The following is a 23635-nucleotide window of genomic DNA, read 5'->3' as shown; positions in this document are numbered from 1 at the left end:
CCAGGAGCGGGATCCAAGCCGGCGCCCGCGCCGGCCGGACGCTTTCGTGCGACTGGCCGTCAGACGGACGTCGCGTTGCCGCAAGATGGGGCGCACGGGCCCGGTGGTGCGCGCGTGACGACGCGCAACTCCAGGCTATCCCGTGGCCATCAGCCGCTTCATGAACTGGTCAACCTCACGACGCAGCGTCTCGACCTCGCCATGGACCCGCTCGGAGGCATTGTTGACCCGCGACGCGATCCGGCCGGTGTCGGCGGCAGCACTGCTGATCGCGCCGACGTCGGACGCGACCCGTGACGTGCCGGACGAGGCTTCCTGAACATTGTGCGCGATGTTCTGCGTCGCAGCCGCTTGCTGGTCGACCGCGGCCGAGATGGTGGACGCGATCTCGTCGATCTCGGCGATCGTCCGCGCGATCGCCTCGACCGCCGCGACCGACGTGGACGTCGAGTGCTGCATCTCGTTGACCTTGGCGCTGATCTCCTCGGTCGCCTTGGCGGTCTGGTCGGCGAGACTCTTGACCTCGGCCGCAACGACGGAAAAGCCGCGCCCGGCGTCGCCGGCCCGCGCCGCCTCGATCGACGCGTTCAGCGCCAGGAGATTGGTCTGTTCAGCGATCTCGCTGATCAGCTTGACCACGTCACCGATCCGGACCGCCGCATCGGCAAGCTCGCGGATCTCGCCGCCGGCACGGTTGGCCTCACCGACCGCACGCCCCGCGCTTTCGGTGGAACGTGAGACCTGCCGGCCGATTTCGGCGATCGACGACGCGAGCTGGTCCGCCGCGCCCGCCGCCGTCTGCACATTGGACGACGCGCGCCCCGAGGCCGCGATCACATCCTCGGTGCGGCGGCTGGTTTCCGTCGCGGCCGTCGCGACGTGGCCGGCGTCGGACTCGAGATCCCCCGCGGCGCCGACGAGGCTGACGACGATCTGATCGAGCTGCGTGCCGAACTGCCGTGCCAGCCCCGCAATGTCGACCACCCGGCGGCCGAGGCTGTCGGTGCCCTGGTTGATAATCGCCGCGGACCGGCGGAATGCGCCGGGCAGGCCCCGCGCCATGATCTTGCGGAAATGCTTGCCGCGGCTGGCATAGTCCATCGACGCCGACGCTTCGCGCACGAAGGCGTCGGTGATGTCGAGCATGTCGTTGATCGATTTCTGCAACAGACCTATGTCGCCGTGCTGGCGCCGGCTCAGCAGCCGCGGCTCGAGATTGCCCTTGGCTGCGCTGTGACAGACCTTGGCCGCCTCCGCGATCACGGCAGATGCCACCCGCAGTTGCCACAAGCCAAGGCCGAGCAGCAGCGCAACAGCGATGAGCAGCGCTCCGCCTGCGGCGGGCGGGGTCGCGCCGGCGACGACGAGCCAGGCCAGCCCGCCGAGTGCCAGCAGCGCCGCGGCCGCGATCGCGATCTGGGCCTTAGAGAGAGAGCACGAACTCATCATAATCAACGCCTTGTTGTTTGATCGCCGAGACCATCATGTCAAAGCTTGCGCGCAGGCCGTCCTTGGCATTGGCGTGGCGCGCCTCCTCGTCGCACAACGTCTTGTAGATCGGCTTGAGGCTCTCGATCGGCCCACGCTCGGGTCTGCGGCGGTTGGAATGGTAGCCGATGATATTGCCCTGGTCGTCCAGCGTCGGCGTCACATGGGCGAGCACCCAATAATGGCTGCCGTCCTTGGCCAGGTTGACGACATAGGCGAAGATCTCGCGCTTGGCCTCCAGCGTGTCCCACAGCAGCTTGAAGACGCATCGCGGCATCTCGGGATGGCGGATCAGGCTGTGAGGCGCTCCCAGGAGCTCGTCATAGCTGTACCTGGCCATGCGAACGAAGACGTCGTTGGCGTAGGTGATGCGTCCCTTGCGGTCGGTCTTCGAGACGATCAGGTCTTCTTCGCCGAGCATGTGCTCGATGCCGGTCGGTTTCACAATGTGGGCCATGACTGGTCCTCCTTGCGGTCATCACGATGCGGGGCGGACAGACGGGATGGCCCGGCCCGTACGGCCGGTCCGGTCGACGCGCGGGCACAACCGGCGCCGCCCGGCGTGCGGCCAGGTGTCGCCAGGACCCCATCGGCCGGCTTTCGCCGGGCCCAGGAGAAGGCTGTCCGCCTCCCGGCCTCAATCTGACGTTAACTGTGAAACATCGCGTTAACTGGGAGCCCCCGCCAGAATACAGGTGGCGCCCGCGGCGGGGACGGGGCGCGCCGGCTCGATGGCCGGCGATCGGTGCGGACCGCTGGCCGGAGGATCGCGTCGGCCGTCGCCTTGTTGGAAGATGTGGCACAAGGACCAGGAGGTGCGTACGTGACGCCCCGCAACCTCATGAGACGCGCACGGGCCGGTCGGGGCGCTCATGCCCGACCGGCCCGGCGCCCCCTGCCTCAGAAGAAGCCGAGCTTCTTCGGGCTATAGCTGACCAGCATGTTCTTGGTCTGCTGGTAGTGGTCGAGCATCACCTTGTGGGTCTCGCGTCCGACGCCGGACTGCTTGTAGCCGCCGAATGCCGCATGCGCCGGATAGGCGTGATAGCAGTTGGTCCAGACGCGCCCGGCCTGGATGTTGCGGCCGAAGCGGTAGCAGGTGTTGGCGTCGCGGCTCCACACGCCGGCCCCCAGGCCGTAGAGCGTGTCGTTGGCGATCGCCAGCGCCTCGTCCTCGGTCTTGAAGGTCGTGACCGAGACCACGGGTCCGAAGATCTCCTCCTGGAACACGCGCATCTTGTTGTGCCCCTTGAACACCGTCGGCTTGACGTAGTAGCCCCCGGCGAGATCGCCGCCGAGCAGGTTGCGCTCGCCGCCGATCAGGAGCTGCGCGCCCTCCTGCTTGCCGATGTCGATGTAGGACAGGATCTTGGACATCTGCTCGGAGGAGGCCTGCGCGCCGATCATCGTCGCCGGATCGAGCGGGCTACCCTGCACGATCGCCCCGACGCGCTGCAGCGCGCGCTCCATGAAGCGCTCGTAGATCGACTCGTGAATGAGCGCGCGGCTCGGGCAGGTGCAGACCTCGCCCTGGTTGAGCGCGAACATCACGAAGCCTTCGATCGCCTTGTCGAGAAAGTCGTCATCTTCGGCGCAGACGTCCTTGAAGAAGATGTTCGGCGACTTGCCGCCGAGCTCCAGCGTCACCGGGATCAGGTTCTGCGAGGCGTATTGCATGATCAGGCGCCCCGTCGAGGTCTCGCCGGTGAAGGCGATCTTGGCGATGCGGTTCGACGACGCCAGCGGCTTGCCGGCTTCGAGGCCGAAGCCGTTGACGACGTTGAGCACACCCGGCGGCAGCAGGTCGCCGACGATTTCCATCAGCACCAGGATCGAGGCCGGCGTCTGCTCGGCCGGCTTGAGCACGACGCAATTGCCGGCGGCGAGCGCCGGCGCGAGCTTCCACGCCGCCATCAGGATCGGGAAATTCCACGGAATGATCTGGCCGACGACACCGAGCGGCTCGTGGAAGTGATAGGCGATGGTGTCGTGGTCGATCTCGGCGATCGAGCCATCCTGGGCGCGGATCACGCCGGCGAAATAACGGAAGTGATCGATGGCGAGCGGGATGTCGGCGGCGGTGGTCTCGCGGATCGGCTTGCCGTTGTCCCAGGTCTCGGCGAGCGCGAGCTTGTCGAGATTGACCTCCATGCGGTCGGCGATCCTGTTGAGGACCATCGCGCGTTCGGTCACGCTGGTACGGGCCCAGCCGTCCTTGGCGGCATGCGCGGCGTCGAGCGCGGCCTCGATGTCGGACGCATCGGAGCGCGCGATCTGGCACACCGGCTGGCCGGTGATCGGCGAAATGTTGTCGAAATATTTGCCGGCGTTGGGGGCCTTCCAGGCGCCGCCGATGAAGTTGTCGTAACGCGCAGCGAAAGGCGGCTTGAGCGCCGCATTGACGTCAACCTTGGTCATCTCTCTCTCCCATTCACGCCGATGCACACGGCGTTGCAGGGAGGCTCGATCAAACCGGCACGACAGACCAGAGGCTGAAACGAGCGCGTCCGAACAAGTGTCGCAGTTCTGCGACATGTTGGCTGCGATTCGACAGTCGCGGCGCGTTCATCGCTCGAGCCCGAGCCGCTTCATCTTCCGGTGCAGGGTGGCGCGCGACATGTCGAGCTCCTTCGCCGCCTTCGAGACGTTGCCGCCGGCGCGCGCCAGCGCGCGCTTCAGCACCGCGCGCTCGGCGGCGTCGATGTCGTCGCCACCGGTGGTCGTGTCCTTGATCAGGTCGCCGGCCGGCACCGGGCGCGCCAGCGCGGACGGAGACAGGTTGAGCGCCCGCCGCGCCGCCCGTGTGGCACCGATGACGAGGTCGTTGCGATCGACCGCCAGCAGCGAGTTGATCTCGCGCTCGCTGTCCGGCGTCAGCACGATGCGGGCGTGTGGAAAGGCCTGGCGGAAATTCTCCGCCTCGATCAGCCGCGCGGCATCCGCGACGGTGGTCGCGATCAGCCGACTGAAGCCTTCGGTCAGATCGGCACGGCAGGAGGAGACGTCGAGCGCGGCCTTGAGCTGGCCATGCTCGTCGAAGATCGGCGCCGTGGTACAGAACAGGCGCGCGTTGCGCGACAGGTAGTGCTGGTCGCGGTCGATGGTCAGCGGCCGCTTCTCGACCAGGCAGGTGCCGATCGCGTTGGTGCCCTCGTGCCGCTCGCTCCACACCGCGCCGGTCCACAGGCCCCAGGATTCGAAAGTGGCGTCGTCCCCGCGCGCGCCGCGGCGCTCGAGCACGGTGCCCTCGGCATCGGCCAGCAGCACCGAGCAGCCGACGCCCCCGACCGCCAGGAACAGCCGGTCGAGGCTCGCTTGCGCGATCGCGAGCAGCCGCCCGAGCCGGGCGCGCGCATCAGCGATCTCGGCGGCCGTCAGGCGGGCCGGCAGCTTCGGCGTGGCGGGATCGAGCGCATGGAGATGGCCGGAGCGCCGCCATGACGCCGCGAGCGCCGAGACCGCCGGCGCGCCTCTGTCGGCTCTGTGATCGGCCTTGCCGTCAGCGTCAGCCTTCGCATCCCCCTTGGCCAAAGCCTCCAGGATGCGATCCGAATGGGCATTCCCGGGCGAACGCCCCATGTCCCTCCTCCCGGCTTTCCTGCCGCGATTGGCGCAGCTTATAATCAGATTAGCGCAACTACAGCACCGCCGTTTGACCGGCGTCAAGGAACGGGGACTGCAGCGACCCCTCCCCTTGGGTGTGGCAATTGCCTCCGCCCTTATGCCCGGATGACTACGGGGGTGTCGCAACGCTGCGACACTCCGTCGGCCGAACTGGGCCAGGTGCCCTGAAAGGACGCCGATGCCTTAAAGCGCATTAATCCCCATTCCGGATGGTTCCCGCACGCGCTTCGCACCGATGCACGTCATTGCCGGTCCCGCGAGGCAACCACGAGAGGGAAACATGCGCCTATCCTTTGCGACAATACGCTCCATCCAGACCAAGATCGCCTTGATCGCCGGCTTCTGCCTCGCGCTCACCTGCGTCATCCTGATCGGCTACGGCCTGTTCTCGACACAGAGCATGAATCAGTACGTCAATCACGAGGTCATGCAGCTGGTCGATCGCCAGACCAAGGAGAGCCTGATGAATCGGGCCTCCACCGAGGCCAACGTCATCAAGGCCGAGCTGGAGGTCGGGTTCGACGCGGCGCGCACGCTGGCGCAGTCCTTTGCGGTTCTGGCCGATGCCAAGACCGGGACCGCCGCGAGCGCACGCCGCGCGCAGCTCAACGCCGTGCTGCGGCGTGTCCTGGAGCTCAATCCCGCCTTCAACGGCACCTACTCGGCCTGGGAGCCCGATGCGCTCGACGACAACGATAGCACCTTCAAGGCCAACAAGGAGATGGGCTCCGATCACACCGGCCGCTTTCTCCCTTACTGGACGCGAAGCGCCGGCGGCGCGATCGCCGTCCAGCCGCTGGTCGAGTACGACAGCAGCGAGCGCCATCAGAATGGCCTCGTGAAGGGCGCCTGGTACATCAACCCGAGCACCACCGGGAAGGAGAACATTCTCGGGCCGCTGCCCTACATCGTCCAGGGCAAGCCGGTGTTCCTGGCCACGATGTCGGTGCCCGTCATGATCGACGGCAAATTCCGCGGCGTTGCGGGCGCCGACTACAATCTGGACTTCGTGCAGAGGCTGGCGGTCAAGATCAATACCTCCCTGTTCGACGGCAAGGGCAAGGTCGTGATCCTGAACGACACCGGCCTCGTCGTCGCCGACAGCGCCAATCAGAACGTCATCGGCAGGCCCGCCGCCGAGGCCGACTCGCGCTGGACCGACAGCGCCGCCATCGTCCGCACCGGCAAGGGCACCGTGCTGGACGAGCCCAACAATTCGAACGTCGACATCTACGCCCCGATCACCTTCGGGCTCACCGACACGCCCTGGTCGGTCGTGATCTCCATCCCGCGCGACGTGGTTCTCGCCTCGGCACGGCAGCTCGACGCTTCGCTCAGCGGCCGCTCGACCAGCAACACGCTGTGGCAGCTCGGAGTCGGAACGGTGATCACGGCGCTTGCGATCTTCCTCATCTGGGTGGCGGCACGGGGCATTGCCCGTCCGATCCAGGAGTGCGCCATGTTTGCCAATGGCATCGCCAAAGGCGACTTCAACCAGGCCCTGACGATCGAACAGGCGGATGAGGTCGGTGCCCTCGCCACCTCCCTGAAGGCGATGCAGGGCGACCTGAAGCAGAGCATCGCGCAGCGCGCCGAGGACCAGGCGGCCGCCGACGCCCAGCGGCGGCGCGCGATGAACGCGATGGCGGATCAGTTCGAGGCGTCCGTCGGCGGCATCGTCGAAACCGTGTCGTCGGCCTCGAGCACGCTGGAGACGTCGGCGGGATCGTTGAGCGCGACCGCGGAGCGGGCGCAGTCGCTCGCGACCACCGTCGCTGTCGCCTCGGAGCAGGCGTCGACCAACGTGCAGTCCGTGGCGTCCGCCACCGAGGAGATGGCCTCCTCGGTGACCGAGATCAGCCGCCAGGTGCAGCAATCCGCGCGCATGGCCAACGAAGCCGTGACGCAGGCACGCTCCACCACCGGACGGGTCGGCGAGCTCTCGAAGGCGGCGGCGCGCATCGGCGACGTCGTCGAGCTCATCAACAGCATCGCCGGCCAGACCAACCTGCTCGCCCTCAACGCCACCATCGAGGCGGCGCGGGCGGGCGATGCCGGACGCGGCTTCGCCGTGGTCGCCACCGAGGTCAAGGCGCTCGCCGAGCAGACCGCGAAGGCGACCGGGGACATCGGCCAGCAGATCGCGGGCATCCAGACCGCCACTCAGGAGTCCGTCGGCGCGATCCGCGAGATCAGCGAGACCATCGAAAGGCTGTCGGAGATCTCGGCCACCATCGCCGCCGCCGTCGAGCAACAGGGCGCGGCGACGCAGGAGATCTCGCGCAACGTCCAGCAGGCGGCCCAGGGCACGCAGCAGGTCTCGTCGAACATCACCGACGTGCAGCGCGGCGCCAGCAACACCGGGACGGCGTCATCCGAGGTGCTGTCCGCGGCCAAGCTGCTGTCGCGCGACAGCGGCCGACTGAGGGAGGAGGTCGGCAAGTTCCTGACCTCGGTGCGTGCCAGCTGAACGCCGACCGACAAAAGCGAAAAGGCCGCCTGGATGATCCAGGCGGCCTTTATCGTGTTGGATGCGATGCGTCCGCCGCTGATCTCAGCGGCCGCCGCGCGACAGCATCTCGAAGCGGTAGTTGACGCCGATCATCGCCGTGTGGAGCTGGGTCTTCTGGCTGACGACGTTCGGCCCGCCGGTGATCGCGGCGGCGCCCGGCAGCGTGCCGGTCACGGTGCCGAAATCGGCGTAATCATATTCGGCGAAGGCCGACCAGTTGCGGGCGAACATCCACTCGACGCCGGCACCGACCGTCCAGCCGCTGCGGTTGAACGCCACGCTGGCGGACTGTCCGGTGGCGGTGTTGACGACCGAGACGTTGGTCCGCGTCCACGCCGCGCCACCGCGCACATAGGCCAGGATCTCAGGCGTCACAAGATAGCCTGCACGGACGGTGGCGGTGTAGAGGTTGCTGGTCCGCGTGTTCATCGTCAGCGCCGGTCCGAGCGGGCTCGACGCGTTGATGATGCCGAGATCGGCCATCGCCTGGATGCCGACCACGAAGCGGTCCATCTGGTAGTCGCAACCAAGCTGCAGGCCGCCGACGACGTCGCTGCCATTGCTGGAGATGGCGGTCGGAATCTGCACGGCCGCGACGGGCAGCGGCGCCACGTTGCCGCCGCCGGCCACCGGCGGCGGATTCTGCGCCGGCGGATTGCCATTGTTGCCCTGTGGCGGCGGGTTCGGCTGACCGCCACCATTGTTCGGCGGCGGATTCTTCGGCGGCCAGGGCTTGTCCGGATGATGCGGCCATCCGCCATGATGGTAGTTGCCGCCCTGCTGCTGCCAGTGATCCTTGTCGGGCTGCTTGTCGCCGTAGCCGCCCTTGCCGTCGTCATTGTCGTGCGGCTTGCCGCCCCAGCCGTAGCCGCCATGCTTGTCGTCGTCGCGCTGATCCGGCTTCATCCAGGCGTAGCTGTCACGCTCGCTCTTCATCGGCTGCTTCGACCAGCCGAAACCAAGCGGCTTGTCGGTGCCGTCGTCCTTCTTCCCGCCCCATCCGGAAGCCGGCTTGTCATGATCGTCTTGCCGATCGCGGTGCAGCCAAGCCGATCTGTCGGAGTAGCCGCTCGAATGCAGCTGCGACCAGCCGCTCGACTTGCCATGGTCGTCGTCGTGAGGTTTGTCGAACCAGCCGCTGCCATATTTGACGTCGTTGTAGTTGTCGTCCTTGTTCTTGGATGGAGCCGACGGCCAGGACGACTTGTTGTCGCCGCCTTTCGATCCAACCTGTGGCCAATGATGTCCACCGTCGTGATCGGCCTTGTAGGACGGCTTGTCGTTCGGCCAGCCGTGATCCTTGTCGCCATGATACTGCTTGCCGGGCTGCCACCAGCCCTTGTCGTTGCGCTCGCAGATCGGGGGCTTGCCCGGCGGCTTATGCGGCGGCGGCTTCCATCCGCCGTTGTTCCCGCCAGGGTTGTTCGGCGGCGGCGGGTTCGGCGCGGGGGTTGCAACCACAGGCGGTTTGACCACGGGCGGGTTGTTTGCGTTGCCGACGGGCTGCTGCACGGGTTGAACCGGCGCGGCGGCGGCATTGGCGACCTGGCTCCACGTCTGCTGCTGGCGTGACCAGGCCATCCCGGCGTTCGCGCCGGCATGGCAGCCACTCCACCTGTAGGCGAAGACGTCGGGCGGCGGGAGCGGGGGAGGCAGGGCGAGATCAGTCGCCCAGACCGATGTCGTACTTCCTGCGAAAGTAGATAGGCAAAGGCATACGCCAAATACGCGACGCATCGAACTCACAACTCCTGAACACGTGCCGCAACAAACGGCGGCCGCATCAGGAGGGTGAGATTGTGTCGCGAACTGAATTGAAAAATGTCATTCGGAAGGAATGCAGATCGCGACGCCGACGCGATCGAAATTCGGCTTTGACTGTTGCACGCAAGATGCAGGATTCTGGCAAAATGAAGCAGCGCGCGACACGATTGCGACAAACGGCGCGACACGCGATGCCGCAGCGGCTCATGAGTTCGTAGTAGACGAACGTCCGCACCGAACTCACAGCAAGCGCAGAGCGCGCTCGGCGGCATGCGTCCTGATCGCGCGCACCTCGCGATCGTCGGCCTTCACATCAACCACACGCTCCGATTGCACTACAGCGAAGAGGGCGGCACTTGGTCTGCGCGGTCGCCTTCGCCGTCGACGCGCCGACGCTCGGCTATCCATGCGCGTCGACAAGTCCTGCCCTTGGTTTCGCCGCTATTGCGCAGCCAGCGCGACGTCATCGATCAGAAGAGAAAGCGGCAAAGGCCGCCGCAATCGCACCGAATGGGGCGGACCTTCGTCGACGTCGCGGCAATTCATCGGAGCAGCGCGCCGCGAAACATCCATGATTGCGGCCGGATGCGGCGCGGCGGCGCGCGGCCGATTTCGCGTCATGCCATCGGCATCACGGATTGCGCCGCGAGAACGAGATGGCATAGGCGCCGTTGCGGATGTCGATCATCGGATCGTCGGAGGCCTCGATGCCGTCGGTGAGCTGGCCCGGCAGGAACAGCAGCTTCTTCTGCGCCGCGTCACTGTCTTCGACCGCCTTGTCGATCGTCAGCACGCCGAGCTCGACCAGCTTGCGATCGTCAGGCCACGGCTTTGCCGGATCCCTGGTTTCGTCGCCGGCCGCGGCGAGCTGCGCCTTGAAGCGGAACGTCACCGGCCCCTGCTTCAGCCGCGCCGGCAGCTCGGCCATCAGGAAGTCCGGCGCGCGTTTCGCCGCGTCCTCCTTGTCGATATGCACGACCTTCTCCGGCAGCATCTGCCAGCGCACCGCCTGCTTCTCGCCGGCCTTGTTGACGAGGACGAAGGCGTTGACGCCGAAATAGGCCTCGTCGGCAAGACTGTCCGGCGTCGCGATGGTGCCGAGCGCCGCCGGCACCGAGGGATGGCTGGCGATGAACTGCTCGAGCCTGGTCGGCTTGGCCGCACTCGGTCCGGAGTCCGCGATCGCCAGGAACAAATCGCGTAACTCCGCCCCCGTCGAGACAGGGAAGAATTTCAGCGAGTTGATCACGAGGTCCATGTCGCTGCCGTCGGCGAGATGAAACTTCACCGCCATGCCGTGCGGATTGGCGTCGCCGGAGCCGTCCGGCAGGTTCGGCACGCCAGTGGAGTCCGAGAACCGCACCGTGACCGGAACCTCGCCGCCGCTGAACAGCGACGCCTTGCTCAAGGTCGCCGCCTCGGCCGACGGCTTGAACTTGCCCTCGACGACGACGCCCTTGGCGTGATTGGCGCGAAAGGCGGCGTGCACGCCGAACACCTTGTTCATCGCATTGACGAGCTGCTCCTCGACCGGCGGCTCCTGCGCGAGGGCAGCGGCCGGCAACGCGAGGGCAATCCCGGCCAGCGCGGCAACGAGTGTGCGTGTCGTCATGAGCGGCGTCCTCCTTGTATGAGGGATGCAGCATAGCAGCATGAATTGACGCGCGAGCGACTTTCGAGCGCGGCCGATGGGCGCCCCTCACCGCATGATCCACCTTGCCGTCTGACAGGAGCCATTACGCCCCGTCACCCGCTCCTTGCGGCGAGATGGCGAATGTCTCTATTGTAGTCGCGCGTGTCCGGTCTGCCTCTCCGCGGTGCGGATCGGGGGATCGTGCCCCCTCCGACCCTGACGCCGGACGGCGCGCCCACGACGGAGTTTCGACTGTGTCCGCACCGGAAAGCTTCCCCATCGACAGGATCCACGTCCCCGACAAGAAGCGCAAGGCGCTGAGGCAGGACGCGGTCGACGCGCTGGCCGAAAGCATTTTGGAGGCCGGCCAGCGCGAGCCGATCCTCGTCCGCCGCGACAAGGACCATTTTGTCCTGGTCGAAGGTCTGCACCGCCTCGAAGCCTGCAAGGCCCTCGGCGAAAGCGCCATCATGGGTCTGCTGATCTCCGCCGAGGAAGCCCGCCAGCGCGAGCTGCCACCGCCGCCGGTCGATCCGGAGCGCGAGAAGATGGAGCGGCTGCGCAAGCTGCGGCTGGAGAAGGAGGAAGCGGAGAAGCTCGCAACGGCCCCGAGAGGCGTCTCGGGCGCCCATGCCGCGACGCGCCCGCGCGGGCCGACCGAGACGACGAACCGGAGCAACAGGACTGCCACCGCGAAGCCATCGCGCCCCGGACAAGGATCGTCGCCCCGGACCTTGTCGGATTGGATCAAGCAACAAGAGCGCAGCGGCGGGCGATACTGACGGTTTCAACGCGCGAGTGCCCCCCGGCCTCGGTCTGATTGAGCGGCAGTCCGTCTGGCGGATCAGCGCAGCGTGATCCGCCGCCTCGCGTCGCAGTTCAGCACAGTCACGTCCATCCCCGCACATGCGCGCAGCAGCGCTGGACCCCGGCCCGCGCAGGGGCAGTTTGACGCGCCTCTCGCGGCGATCCGTGGGGAACGCGCCCCGTGGCCATACGTTGCCGACACTCGCGGGAGCGAAATCCGCAAAGCCGGCGCGGCGTTGCCGTGCAGCCAAGCCCACCCGCGCCATCCCTTCAACCGGCACAACCCAGCCCCGACAATGAATTGGAGCCCCTGATGCGAGCAACCATCGTTGCACTCTCCGCCATCCTTCTCGTCAGCTCCGTCGGAGCCTCGGCGGCGCCGATGGCCGCCGCGGCAGATGAGGGCGAAGCGGCTGCTTCTCCGATGCGCCTTGCGCAGCGGGATCACGGCAACGGAGACGGTCGCTGGCAGCACGAGCAAAGACGTCACGGCTATCGCGGCCACGACGGACGGCGTCACGGTCCTCCTGCCGGCTGGCACCGCTATCGCTTCCGCCCGCACGACCATCACCGCCGGGGCTGCATGCAGATCGGACCGGCCTGGTTCTGCCCGTAGGCGCCGCGTGTCCGTCCCGCACGTTGCTCCGCGGAGGACAGTGCTGGACGGGCTAGGCAACTCCGATCACGCCCGTCCGACTCAGCGCGATGCGACGGGCGCGGCAAGCACTGCGAGCATGCCAATGGCAGCGACGTTGGCCGCCACGTCCCTCCGTCGCAGCCGCCTTCGGCTGAAAGAGCCTATTCTCGGAGCTGTCGCCGCGTTCGCGGCGCAAATGGCGCGGCCGACTGGACGGCGGCGAGGTCGCGATCGCCGGCAGTCGCATCTTCATCCCTCCGCCCGCCCCGCCGTTAGCACGTCTTTAGGCGATGTCCGCCTTCATCAGGTCGCGCAGCGCTTTCGGTATCGGCTGCGCCCTGCCGCCGCTGATGAACGCGACTCTCACGTCGGCCTTGACGAGCACCTCCTCGCCGCGCCTGACCTCCTGCGCCAGCGTGATCGACGCCCCCTTCACCGCCACGGGCCAGGTGACGACGTCGAGCACGTCGTCCATACGGGCCGGCCGCAGGAAGTCGAGCGTCATCGAGCGCACCACGAAGGCGAAACCCGGGGCTTCGCTTGCCGCCTCCGCGAACAGCGCGTGCTGCTCGGCGCCCATCAGCCTCAGGTGATTGGTACGGCCGCGCTCCATGAAACGAAGGTAGTTGGCGTGGTAGACGATGCCTGAGAAATCCGTGTCCTCGTAGTAGACGCGGACCTGCATGTGGTGACGGCCGTCGCGGATCTCGCCGTCGAGATGGTGATGGGTCAAGGGACGCCCTCGATAGCCGGAAATCGCGATCGTTTCGCCCAGTTCAACGGCCAGCGCAAGAGCAGGCTAGGACGTCACCTCGACGGGTTCCCTGCCGACGGTGACCAGCACGATTTCCGGCGGCATGCCGATCCGGACTGGCATGATGCTGCAGCCGAGGCCGCCGGAGACGATCACGTCGCATTGGGTGCGGATGTGGCCGTAGGCCAGATTGACGCCATTGCGCGCGGGAACGGCCGGCGACCAGCCGAGCAGGCGGATCTGGCCACCATGCGTATGCCCCGACAGTTGCAGCGCCACGCGCGGCGGCACCCGAAGCGCGACGTCGGGCTCGTGCGCCAGCAGAATGACCGGGGCGCTGTCCGTCACCTTGCGCAGCGTCCCTGCGAGATCATCGATGCCGATCCGCGGCATCGGCCGGAAGCGGCGCGCCGGCATGTAGGCCAACTGATCGCCGAGGCCGGCAAGCCAGAAGGCATGGCCGTTCTTCGTGAGACGCACGACGTCGTTCTCGTAGACGGGAATGCCGGCGGCCTCGAGCGCCTTCTGGGCATACGGCGCGCCGCGGCCGTCGCGCTGCACGGTTCGATCATCCCAATAATCATGATTGCCCAGGATGGCGTGCACGCCCAGCGGCGCCTTCAGGCCGCCGAGCACCGGCGCCCAGGCGGCGGCGTCGATGCGTCCGATGTGATGACGATGACCGGCGACGTAGTCGCCGAGCAGGACGATCAGATCCGGCTGCAGCGCATTGGCACGCTGGACGATCCCGTCGATATGCACCAGCGACATCCACGGATCGCAGGCATGGATATCGGCGATCGCCGCGATCTTCAGTCTCAGCCCAGCGGGCCAGTTGTGCGGATGGATGTGATAGTCGGTGACGCCGAGACGGAGCGGCTCGATGCCGACGCCATAGGTCGCAGTCGAAAAACCGGTCGCGGCAAGACCGCCTGAGAATGACAGAAAGCGACGGCGTGACAGCATCGATAAACTCCTCGCAGCGGCTCCCTTCTCCCTGATCATTGCAACCGATTTCGGGTGCGTCTGTGCAGATTGTCAGCAGTTTCGTTAATCATCGTCCTCATTGCCGAACAGGCCGAACTGGCTGGGATCGCGGTTCGGCTCGGCCAGGCCGAGATGCTTGAACGCGTGCGTGGTCAGCAGCCGGCCGCGCGGCGTGCGCTGCAGATAGCCGCATTGGATCAGATAGGGCTCGATGATGTCCTCGATCGCGTCGCGCGGCTCCGACAGCGCCGCCGCCATGGTCTCGACGCCGACCGGGCCGCCGCCGTAGTTCAGCGCGATGGTCGAGAGATAACGCCGGTCCATCGCGTCCAGCCCGGCGGCATCGACCTCCAGCGCGCTCAGCGCGTGATCGGCGATGGCGCGATCGATCGCGTCCGCGTTTGCCGCCGAGGCGAAGTCACGCACACGGCGCAGCAGCCGGCCGGCGATGCGCGGGGTGCCGCGGGCGCGCCGCGCGATCTCGTTGGCGCCGTCCGCGGTCATGCCGACTCCGAGCACGCGGGCACCGCGCGTGACGATGCCTTCGAGCTCCTCGACGGTGTAGAAGTTCAGGCGGATCGGGATGCCGAAGCGGTCACGCAACGGATTGGTCAGCAGGCCCGCGCGGGTGGTGGCGCCGACCAGGGTGAACTTCGACAGATCGATCTTCACCGACCGCGCGGCCGGTCCCTCGCCGATGATGAGGTCGAGCTGGAAGTCCTCCATCGCGGGATAGAGCACCTCCTCGACCGCCGGGCTGAGACGATGGATCTCGTCGATGAACAGCACGTCGCGCTCTTCGAGATTGGTCAGCAGCGCCGCGAGATCGCCGGCCTTGGCGATGACCGGACCCGAGGTAGCGCGGAAGCCGACACCTAGCTCGCGCGCCACGATCTGCGCCAAGGTCGTCTTGCCGAGGCCGGGCGGGCCGACGAACAGCACATGGTCGAGCGCCTCGCCGCGCTTGCGCGCCGCCTCGATGAAGATCGACAGATTGGCGCGCGCCTGCTGCTGGCCGACGAACTCCGACAGCTGCTGCGGACGCAGCGCGGTGTCGCCGACATCATCGGAGCGCCGCTCAGGACTGACCATGCGCGCAGGCGGCTTCATTCGTTGCCGCGCCTGTACTTGTTCGGCAGCAGCTCGCCGATGGTCACCGCCGCAGGCCCCTTGCCGTTCGACGGCACGATGACGCGCGCCTTGGCATCATAGTCGTGGATCAGCTCGCGGCAGGTGCCGCAGGGCGAGACCACGGCGACCTCGCCGGGCTCGCCGGGCTTGGGATGGCGCACCGCGACGATGGTCTCGATGCCGTGGTCGCCGTGCTCCGTGATGGCGCGGCCGATCGCGATGGCCTCGGCGCAGACGGCGTTGCGGCCGAGATAGGCATCGATGTTGACGCCCGTGATGATGCGGCCGTCGCGCGTGCGCATGGCTGCGCCGACCTCCTGCCAATCGTTGCGATAGCGGCTCTTCACCGCTGATGCGGCCGCCTCGATCAGCTCCTTGTCCTTCTTGCTCACCATGGTGAAGATCGTTGTCCTTCTGCTCGCCCGGTGCGGCGACCTACTTCGCCAGCTCCTTGAGGCCGAGGCGGATGAGTTGGGCGGTCTCGGCCTTGTCGCCGGCCGTACGCGAGGCGGCGGCGATGGCGGCGGCCGCCTGCGGCTGGCCGTAGCCGAGATTGATGAGCGCCGAAATCGCGTCCGCAATCGGCTGCGGCGCGCGGGACTCCTCGATGGCGCCGGACAGCCGCACCACGCCGGGATCGACATCGGCGAACGCCGGCGCCTTGTCCTTCAGCTCGGTCACGATGCGCTCGGCGACCTTCGGACCGACGCCCGGCGTGCGCGCCACCGCGGCCTTGTCGCGCAGCGCAATGGCGTTGGCGAGATCGGCCGGCGGCAGAGTGCCGAGGACGGCGAGCGCGACCTTGGCGCCGACGCCCTGCACGGTCTGCAAAAGGCGAAACCATTCCCGTTCGACATCCGAGCGAAAACCGAACAGCTTGATCTGGTCCTCGCGCACATAGGTCTCGATCGACAATGTGGCGGCTTCACCGGGCGACGGCAAGGCCTGCAAGGTGCGCGCCGAGCAGTGCACCTGGTAGCCGACGCCGCCGACATCGAGGATGACGAAGTCCTCGGCATAGGAGTCGATCAGCCCCTTCAGCTTGCCGATCATAGCCCGGCCACCTTCATGCGCAGCGCCTGGCCCTGGCGGTGATGGGCATGGGTGATCGCAATCGCGAGCGCGTCCGCCGCGTCGGCCGACTGCGGCTCGGCCTTCGGCAGCAGGATCTTCAGCATCACCGCGATCTGGCCCTTGTCGGCGTGCCCGGCGCCGACCACGGTCTTCTTGACCTGGTTGGGGGCGTATTCGGCGACCGAAATTCCGAACATCGCTGGCGCCAGCATCGCGATGCCGCGAGCCTGGCCGAGCTTCAGGGTGGCGACGCCGTCCTTGTTGACGAAGGTCTGCTCGACCGCGGCCTCCAGCGGCTGGAAGTCATTCAGGACCTTGGCGAGACCCTCGTGGATGGCGAGAAGTCTGTTCGCCAGCGGCAGGTCGTCGGGCGGCTCGACCGAGCCGCAGCCGACATAGATTAGGCGGTTGCCCTCGCTCTCGATCACGCCCCAGCCGGTGCGGCGGAGGCCAGGATCGATCCCGATGATGCGGACGGCTGCGCGAATCGGCTGGGCTTTCATGGGTTCAGAGATAGCCTTGCGCCGCACCGATGGAAACATAAACGGAACGCACGAACGACGTGGTCAAGCGTCCGTCAACCGCCCATCTTCGCCATCAGCGCGTCCGAAATCTCGAAATTGGCGTAGACGTTCTGGACGTCGTCGTGCTCGTTCAGGAGGTCCATCAGCTTCAACAGCTTCTCGCCGGTCTCGTCGTCGACCGCCACCGTGTTCTGCGGCTTCCAGGTCAACGCCGCCTTGCGCGGCTCGCCGAACTTGGCCTCGAGGTTCTTGGCGACCTCGTGGAAACTGTCCGGCGAGGCATAGACCTCGTGGCCGCCCTCGCCCGAGATCACGTCATCCGCACCGGCCTCGATCGCGGCGTCCAGCACCGCGTCGTCAGAGGCGACGCTGCGGTCGAACTCGATGATCCCGACGCGGTCGAACATGAACGACACCGAGCCGGTTTCGCCGAGATTGCCGCCGGACTTGGTGAAATAGGAGCGAATATCGGAGGCGGCGCGGTTGCGGTTGTCGGTCAGCGCCTCGACGATGACGGCGACGCCGCCCGGGCCATAGCCCTCGTAGCGGATCTCGGCATAATTGTCGCCCTCGCCGCCGAGCGCCTTCTTGATGGCCCGCTCGATATTGTCCTTCGGCATGTTCTCGGCGCGGGCGGCGACCACGGCGGCGCGCAGGCGCGGGTTCATCGCCGGGTCCGGCGTGCCGAGCTTGGCGGCGACGGTGATTTCCCTCGCCAGCTTGCCGAACAGCTTGGACTTCATCGCATCCTGCCGGCCCTTGCGATGCATGATGTTCTTGAATTGGGAATGGCCGGCCATGCGAGGTCTCTTGCAATCGTAGGGGATCAATGAGGGAAGCGCGGCCTTATAGGCCGGGAATCGGCAAAATCAAAGATTTGAGGTGGATTCTGCGGTGGCTGCCCCCTTCGGGAAGCCGGCCGGGTGCCCTGCAGCATAAGCCAATGTTAACCATGGCTTCACAGTCAAGTGCAACGATCCCGCCCCTCTGCACCTTTTCACCCGCACCGGGGCCCACCCCATGGCGTTTGGTTTCCTTGCAAGACGACCCTCTGCGCCCGATCCGGTGGCCGAACCGAAGCCGGTGGCCGCGCCGGAGCCGCCGACGTCGTCGGATGCCGATTCGGCCAAGGCCATCCTCGACCTGCTGGAGCTGGAACTCGGCGGCATGATTCGTCAGCTCGAGCGCGCCGCCGATGCGGTCGCCAGCGGCGCCGAGGCGACGGCGGGGACGCTGACGGACATTCGCCAGCGCGCCGATGCGCTGAGCGGGCGCAGCAGCGCCGCGCAAGGAACGGCGGCGACGTTCGCCCACGCCGCGGAGAAGGTGACCCAGTCCGCCCACGGTATCCGTGCCCAGGTCCAGGACGCCGGCCAGCTCGCCGACCAGGCCAGCGCCGCCGCCACGGAAGCCCAGGCCAACGTCGACCGCCTGCGCGAATCCTCGGCGGCGATCGGCAACGTCGTCAACCTGATCTCCCAGATCGCGCGCCAGACCACCCTGCTCGCGCTCAACTCGACCATCGAGGCCGCCCGCGCCGGCGAGGCCGGCCGCGGCTTCGCGGTGGTCGCGACCGAGGTCAAGGCCCTCGCCGTGCAGACCCAGAACGCGACCGAGGAGATCACGCGCAAGATCGAGGCACTGCAGAAGGACGCCGCCGGCTCGGCCGACGCCGTCCACCGAATCGCCCAGGCGATCGAGGCGATCCGCCCCGTCTTCACCAACGTCAACGGCGCCGTCGCCGAACAGAACCAGACCACCGGCGAGATGTCGAACAATGCGGCCCAGGCCTCGCAGTTCATATCCTCGGTGGTCGACAGCGCCGCCGACATCGGCAGCGCCACCCAGCAGGCCGAGAGCTATGGCGAGCGCGTCACGAACGCCGGGCGCGCCGTGACCATGTACGCCCAGAAGCTGAAGGCGCGCTGCGCCGTGCTGCTGCGGCAGGGCGATCGGCCCGTGCGCAGCGGCAGCGAGCGTCTGCCCTGTCACCTCAAGCTCGAGATCAAGTCGGGCGCACGTACGATCGATGCGCCGGTCTATGAGATTTCCAACGACGGCCTTCTGATCACCGGCCCAGATGCCAGCCGCCTGCCCGTGAACGAGCGTCTCGACGCCGTGCTGGAGGACGTCGGTCCGTGCCGCCTGCGCGTCACCGAGCAGGTCAAGGCCGGCGCCCAGGCGCGGTTCGATGCGCCAAGTGCCGAACTGCGCGAGAAGATCGAGGACAAGCTCTGGGCGCTGCACGAGGAGAACAACGAGTTCGTCACCCGCGCCATGGAAGCCGGCACCGAGCTGAACCGGATGTTCGAGAGCGCCGTCGCGCGCGGCGAGGTCACGATCGAGGACATGTTCGACACCAACTATGTCGAGATCCCCGGCACCAATCCGCAGCAGCATCGCAGCCGGATCCTCGACTGGGCCGAGCGCGCGCTGCCTGCGTTCCAGGAGGCCTTCCTGGCCAAGGACCAGCGCTTGGCGTTCTGCGTCGCGATCGACCGCAACGGCTATCTGCCGGTGCACAACAAGATCTATTCGCATCCGCAGCGGCCGGGCGATGTCGCCTTCAATACCGCCAACAGCCGCAACCGCCGCATCTTCAACGATCCGGCCGGGCTCGCGGCCGGGCGCAACCAGCGGCCCTATCTGATCCAGAGCTACGCGCGCGACATGGGCAACGGCAACACCATCATGATGCGCGAAATCGACGTACCGATCCGCGTCCGCGGCCGGCACTGGGGCGGCTTCCGCACCGCCTACAAATTGTGAGCCAAGCGGCGATTTTCTGATCCTATCAAGCCCGGGAGTCTGGACATGTCGGTCGCGCAACGCGCCATTCTGGAAAGTCACGACGCGCGCACCGGCGCCGAGCGGCTGATCGACGAGATCGCCGACCGCATCGGGGGCCTCGGCGTCGAGCTCGCCGACGTCGCCGGCAACGTCCAGGAGGTCGCCAACCGCGTCAGCTACCAGTCGCAGCGGTTCGGGCATCTGCAGGCCACGGCCAAGACCATGGTCGCGGCCAATCACGACATCGCCACCGCCTCGCAGGCGGTGCAATCGGCCACGACCGCCGCGGTCGGCGACATCACCCAGTCGCGCAACGTGGTCGACACCGCGGTGCGGCACATCGCCGAACTGGTCGAGTCCGTCGAGCGCATCGAGCAGCGGCTCGGCTCGGTCGGCGATGCGCTGTCGCAGGTCGCCAAGGTCTCGGTGGCGATCGAGGCGATCGCCAAGCAGACCAACCTGCTGGCGCTGAACGCCACCATCGAGGCCGCGCGCGCCGGCAGCGCCGGCCGCGGCTTTGCCGTCGTCGCGAGCGAGGTGAAGTCGCTCGCCGAGGCGACCCGCCAAGCCACCCAGGAGATCGGCGATACCCTGCGCGGGCTTGACTCCCAGGTGAAGAGCCTGCTCGGCGAGAGCGGGCAGGCCTCGTCGCGCGCCAAGACAGCGGGTGAAGGCGCCCAGCAGATCGGCGGCATCATCGTCCGCGTCCAGGACGGCTTCACCAGCGTCGGCCAGGAGATCGACGGCGTGGCGAAGGCCGCGACCTCCAACCTCGCGCATTGCGACGCCGTGATCAGCGAGCTCAACGAGCTCGCCAAGGGCGTCGACCAGTCCTCGGTCGAGCTCAAACAGGCCGACAGCCGCATCGCCAAGCTGCTCGATCATTCCGAGGCGCTGATCGGGCTGATCGCCGAAAGCGGCGTGCAGACCACGGACGCGCCGCTGATCAAGACCGTCGTCGACACCGCCCGGCAGATCTCGGCGACCTTCGAGGCGGCGATCGACCGCGGCGAGATCACGCTCGCCGACCTGATGGACGAGACCTATCGCGAGATCCCCGGCACCAATCCCAAGCAGTACATGACGCGCTACGTCGAGTTCACCGACCGCGTGCTGCCCGCGATCCAGGACCCGATCCAGGGCAGCGACCCGCGCATCGTGTTCTGCGTCGCCTGGGCGCGCGGCGGCTATCTGCCGACGCACAATCCGAACTACCGCAGGCCGCAGGGGCCCGATCCGGTCTGGAACAACGCCAACTGCCGCAACCGCCGGCTGTTCGACGACCGCGCGGTGAAGAAAGTCGCCGCCGCCAGCAACAAGCCGTTTCTGCTCCAGACCTACCGCCGCGACATGGGCGGCGGGCAGTTCGTGCTGATGAAGGACCTGTCCGCGCCGATCGTCATCAAGGGGCGGCATTGGGGCGCGTTCCGGATGGGCTTTCGCCTCAAGGCCTGACGCAGGCTCTCATCCTCCCCAGAACGCCGGCCTCGTCTGCGACAGCCGGCCGCCGATCCGCACCGGCGCGACCTTGATCGCAAGCCCGGTGCCGTTGTCGGTCTCGACCGCCACCCCGCTCAACGTCGCCTCGCCCGTCGCCGGCTCGAACCGCGCCGACGGGATGCCCGACTGGAAGCGCCGCAACGGCTCGTCCTTCTGCATGCCGATGATGGAATCGTAATCGCCGGTCATGCCGGCATCGGTCATGTAGGCGGTGCCGCCGGGCAGGATCTGGTGATCGGCCGTTGGCACATGCGTATGGGTGCCAACGACGAGGCTGGCGCGGCCGTCGCAGAAATAGCCCATGCCCTGCTTCTCGCTGGAGGCCTCGCAATGCACGTCGACCACAACAGCATCCGCCGCCTCGCGCAGCGGGCAGGCGCCGAGCTCGCGGCCGACAGCCGCGAACGGATCATCGAACGGCGTCATGAACACGCGCCCGAGCACGTTGACCACCAGCGCGCGGGCGCCGTTCTTGGCATCGATCAGCGCGGCGCCACGGCCGGGCGTGCCCGCCGGATAGTTCGCGGGACGCACCAGGCGCGGCGCGCGCTCGATGAACACCAGCGCCTCGCGCTGGTCCCAGGAGTGGTTGCCGAGCGTGACCGCGTCGGCGCCGGCATCGACCAGCTCCTGATAGATCGCCTCGGTGATGCCGAACCCGCCGGCCGCGTTCTCGCCATTGATGATGACGAGATCGAGCGCCCAATCGCGGATCAAGCCCGGAAGGTGGTCCGAGACGGCGCTGCGGCCGGCCCGGCCGACGACGTCGCCGACGAAGAGAATTCGCAATTCAATTGCTCCGGAAATCCAAGGTCTCGCGCTCGGTTAGCACATAATCCAGCGCCGCGTCGTGGGCCAAGGCCGGGATGGCCTCGGTTTCCTGCACGGCAAAGCCGAGCCCGACGCCGATGAGATGATGTGTCTTCCGCAAGTGCGAGAAGGTGTAGTCGTAGTAGCCGCCGCCATAGCCGATGCGGTGGCCGGTGCGGTCGAAGGCGGCGAGCGGGACCAGCATCACGTCCGGCACCAGCTCGGCCGCGACCGGCGACGGCTCGGGGATGCCGAGCGAGCCCAATGTCAGCCGATCGCCCGGCGACCACGCCCGGAAAGAGAGCGAATGGCCGCGCGCCAGGATGACCGGCAGCGCCAGCCGCGCGCCCTTCGTCGCCAGCACGCGCATCAGCGGCACCGGATCGAGCTCGTTGCGAATCGGCGCATAGCCCGAGACCACCTGGCCCGGCTCCAGCGCGAAGGGCAGCCCTCGCACCGCGATGGCCTCCGCCGCGGCGCTGCGCGCCTCGTCGCTCAGCGCATCGCGCGCGGCCAGGGCTGCAGCCCGCAGCTGCTGCTTGGTGTGCTGGACGGCCTTCATCGGCATGCGGCGGGACCTCCGTCAAGAGCGCGCGGACGCGGGCACTCCAACGTTCTCAGAAACGCAGCAGGTCGGCAATCGAAGGGGCAGAGGAGAGATACAAAGAGGAGAGAGACAAGCGCGAAGCCGCAATCGCCGTTGAAACGCTCGATCCCGGAGTTCCCTACGAAAGTAGGTGGGCACCATATGTCCAGGTCCACGGACCTGGCCAGGGACAGTTCCCTAAAGGATCGATAAGGCCCCGGGGATATGTTGGTTCCGGACGCGCGTCGCAGCCTCGCCGGCGCAATGTAACCATGGCGGGGTGATTTTGCCAGCGGTGCCGACGGATTGGGACGGGACGCCGTCGCCCATCCTCGGTGTCGTCGCCCGGCTTGACCGGGCGACCCAGTCCGCCGTGACGGCAGTGGCTCAGCCGAGAGGCCGCGGCGTACTGGATCGCCCGCTTTCGCGGGCGACGACAGCGGTGGGGTGGCGGCAGCCGGGCTGATCCCTGCTGAGCCGATTGCCGCGGGGCCTTTCATTCCAGTGCAGATCACGGTGGATTCGGCGTCGGCCATGGCTTCGACTCCTCGCGGCGCGTAGCGTCCGAGCTGTTGAACTTCGATCGCCCTCCGTGAACAGAGGGCGCAGGGAAGGCCGGGCGTCGGCTGACGCCCGTGGCCCGCCTGCTCAAAAAATGCAGGCGGCAGGTACCACAGGTGCAGCCGGAAACACCCGGCCTTCCCTGCGCGACGGTTGGAACGGCTGCTTCGCGATCTCCCTGGTGCGCCGGGCTTGTTGGCCACCATGCTCCGCGCGACGCCTCAAGCGTCGTCGCAAAGGGAACACCAGCATCGGGGTGTCAGGACCACGCGACTTGACCGTACGTGCATCGCCGTTCGTCCGCGCGATGTGACTCACGCTGCGGCAATCCACGCCCATCGCATCCCACTGCCAACGTCTCGTGACGGTCGCGACACGCCCCTCATGCGGCAGCAGGACGAGCGGAAGCATCCGCCTGATTTGCCCGACGAGACAAGTGACGCAGCCTGCGAC

General features: G+C 67.3%; 19 protein-coding genes and 1 other RNA gene. 4 read left to right on the top strand and 16 right to left on the bottom strand.

The genetic code is table 11. The features are described 5' to 3' along the window. Window positions 1-135 precede the first annotated feature (135 nt). The 4 genes from ACQR1F_RS17260 to ACQR1F_RS17245 form a co-directional block, all read right to left on the bottom strand. Window positions 136-1446 carry a methyl-accepting chemotaxis protein gene (locus ACQR1F_RS17260; RefSeq protein ID WP_434913508.1) on the bottom strand — a complete coding sequence of 437 codons (1311 nt, stop codon included), beginning with the start codon at window positions 1444-1446 and terminating at the stop codon, window positions 136-138. Then, window positions 1424-1945 (bottom strand): PAS domain-containing protein, encoded by a 522-nt coding sequence (locus tag ACQR1F_RS17255; protein WP_315804809.1) that lies wholly within the window; start codon window positions 1943-1945, stop codon window positions 1424-1426. The genes ACQR1F_RS17260 and ACQR1F_RS17255 overlap by 23 nt, the downstream gene beginning before the upstream one ends. 443 nt (window positions 1946-2388) lie before the next feature. Then, complete coding sequence (gene adh / locus ACQR1F_RS17250; protein ID WP_434913507.1) at window positions 2389-3906, bottom strand: aldehyde dehydrogenase; 1518 nt, start codon at window positions 3904-3906, stop codon at window positions 2389-2391. A gap of 147 nt (window positions 3907-4053) precedes the next feature. Beyond that, complete coding sequence (locus ACQR1F_RS17245) at window positions 4054-5067, bottom strand: helix-turn-helix domain-containing protein (RefSeq protein ID WP_316238123.1); 1014 nt, start codon at window positions 5065-5067, stop codon at window positions 4054-4056. Between the two features lie 325 nt (window positions 5068-5392). Between ACQR1F_RS17245 and ACQR1F_RS17240 the strand changes: the two genes are divergently transcribed. Next, window positions 5393-7582, top strand: coding sequence for a methyl-accepting chemotaxis protein (locus tag ACQR1F_RS17240; RefSeq protein ID WP_434913506.1), 2190 nt, complete (start codon window positions 5393-5395; stop codon window positions 7580-7582). Between the two features lie 84 nt (window positions 7583-7666). Here the strand turns inward: ACQR1F_RS17240 and ACQR1F_RS17235 are convergent, their stop codons facing one another. Next, window positions 7667-9205, bottom strand: a complete 1539-nt coding sequence (locus tag ACQR1F_RS17235) for an outer membrane protein (protein ID WP_434913505.1) — start codon at window positions 9203-9205, stop codon at window positions 7667-7669. Between the two features lie 814 nt (window positions 9206-10019). Beyond that, window positions 10020-11000 carry a catalase family peroxidase gene (locus ACQR1F_RS17230; protein WP_434913504.1) on the bottom strand — a complete coding sequence of 327 codons (981 nt, stop codon included), beginning with the start codon at window positions 10998-11000 and terminating at the stop codon, window positions 10020-10022. A gap of 275 nt (window positions 11001-11275) precedes the next feature. Between ACQR1F_RS17230 and ACQR1F_RS17225 the strand changes: the two genes are divergently transcribed. Beyond that, on the top strand, window positions 11276-11803 hold the full coding sequence (locus tag ACQR1F_RS17225) for a ParB N-terminal domain-containing protein (protein ID WP_315804803.1): 528 nt from the start codon (window positions 11276-11278) through the stop codon (window positions 11801-11803). A 945-nt stretch (window positions 11804-12748) separates the two neighbouring features. Here the strand turns inward: ACQR1F_RS17225 and ybgC are convergent. The 7 genes from ybgC to ACQR1F_RS17190 all read right to left on the bottom strand — a co-directional run bounded on the left by ybgC (window position 12749) and on the right by ACQR1F_RS17190 (window position 17735). After that, window positions 12749-13198 carry a tol-pal system-associated acyl-CoA thioesterase gene (gene ybgC / locus ACQR1F_RS17220; protein ID WP_316216520.1) on the bottom strand — a complete coding sequence of 150 codons (450 nt, stop codon included), beginning with the start codon at window positions 13196-13198 and terminating at the stop codon, window positions 12749-12751. Window positions 13199-13264: 66 nt separating this feature from the next. After that, complete coding sequence (locus ACQR1F_RS17215) at window positions 13265-14185, bottom strand: metallophosphoesterase (protein ID WP_434892650.1); 921 nt, start codon at window positions 14183-14185, stop codon at window positions 13265-13267. An 84-nt stretch (window positions 14186-14269) separates the two neighbouring features. After that, entirely contained in the window at window positions 14270-15316 is a 1047-nt protein-coding gene (ruvB, locus tag ACQR1F_RS17210) for a Holliday junction branch migration DNA helicase RuvB (RefSeq protein ID WP_315804799.1), read from the bottom strand. After that, the gene (locus ACQR1F_RS17205) at window positions 15313-15732 is read right to left on the bottom strand and encodes a cytidine deaminase (protein ID WP_015664393.1); all 420 of its coding nucleotides are present in this window, start codon (window positions 15730-15732) and stop codon (window positions 15313-15315) included. The genes ruvB and ACQR1F_RS17205 overlap by 4 nt, the downstream gene beginning before the upstream one ends. Before the next feature lie 40 nt (window positions 15733-15772). Beyond that, window positions 15773-16390, bottom strand: coding sequence for a Holliday junction branch migration protein RuvA (gene ruvA, locus ACQR1F_RS17200; protein WP_315804797.1), 618 nt, complete (start codon window positions 16388-16390; stop codon window positions 15773-15775). Beyond that, complete coding sequence (gene ruvC, locus ACQR1F_RS17195; RefSeq protein WP_434846198.1) at window positions 16387-16914, bottom strand: crossover junction endodeoxyribonuclease RuvC; 528 nt, start codon at window positions 16912-16914, stop codon at window positions 16387-16389. The genes ruvA and ruvC overlap by 4 nt, the downstream gene beginning before the upstream one ends. Window positions 16915-16988: 74 nt before the next feature. Next, window positions 16989-17735 (bottom strand): YebC/PmpR family DNA-binding transcriptional regulator, encoded by a 747-nt coding sequence (locus tag ACQR1F_RS17190; protein ID WP_315804796.1) that lies wholly within the window; start codon window positions 17733-17735, stop codon window positions 16989-16991. A 220-nt stretch (window positions 17736-17955) separates the two neighbouring features. On the opposite strand from ACQR1F_RS17190, the gene ACQR1F_RS17185 reads away from it, so the two are divergent. Both ACQR1F_RS17185 and ACQR1F_RS17180 read left to right on the top strand, forming a co-directional pair. After that, window positions 17956-19704, top strand: coding sequence for a methyl-accepting chemotaxis protein (locus ACQR1F_RS17185; RefSeq protein WP_315804795.1), 1749 nt, complete (start codon window positions 17956-17958; stop codon window positions 19702-19704). 45 nt (window positions 19705-19749) lie between these two features. After that, window positions 19750-21180: a methyl-accepting chemotaxis protein gene (locus ACQR1F_RS17180; protein ID WP_316177348.1), complete on the top strand. Its 1431-nt coding sequence runs from the start codon at window positions 19750-19752 to the stop codon at window positions 21178-21180. A gap of 9 nt (window positions 21181-21189) precedes the next feature. Here the strand turns inward: ACQR1F_RS17180 and ACQR1F_RS17175 are convergent, their stop codons facing one another. From ACQR1F_RS17175 to ssrS, 3 genes are all read right to left on the bottom strand, one after another. Next, window positions 21190-22014: a TIGR00282 family metallophosphoesterase gene (locus ACQR1F_RS17175; protein ID WP_434838614.1), complete on the bottom strand. Its 825-nt coding sequence runs from the start codon at window positions 22012-22014 to the stop codon at window positions 21190-21192. A 1-nt stretch (window position 22015) separates the two neighbouring features. Next, on the bottom strand, window positions 22016-22597 hold the full coding sequence (locus tag ACQR1F_RS17170; protein WP_434838673.1) for a 5-formyltetrahydrofolate cyclo-ligase: 582 nt from the start codon (window positions 22595-22597) through the stop codon (window positions 22016-22018). Between the two features lie 119 nt (window positions 22598-22716). Continuing rightward, window positions 22717-22878, bottom strand: a non-coding RNA gene (gene ssrS / locus ACQR1F_RS17165) — 6S RNA. Window positions 22879-23635 lie beyond the last annotated feature (757 nt).

The sequence above is a fragment of the Bradyrhizobium sp. HKCCYLS3013 genome (assembly GCF_051167615.1).
GTDB lineage: Bacteria > Pseudomonadota > Alphaproteobacteria > Rhizobiales > Xanthobacteraceae > Bradyrhizobium.
The sequence above is the reverse complement of the archived record's forward strand: the minus strand, read 5'-3'. Positions and strand labels throughout refer to the sequence as shown.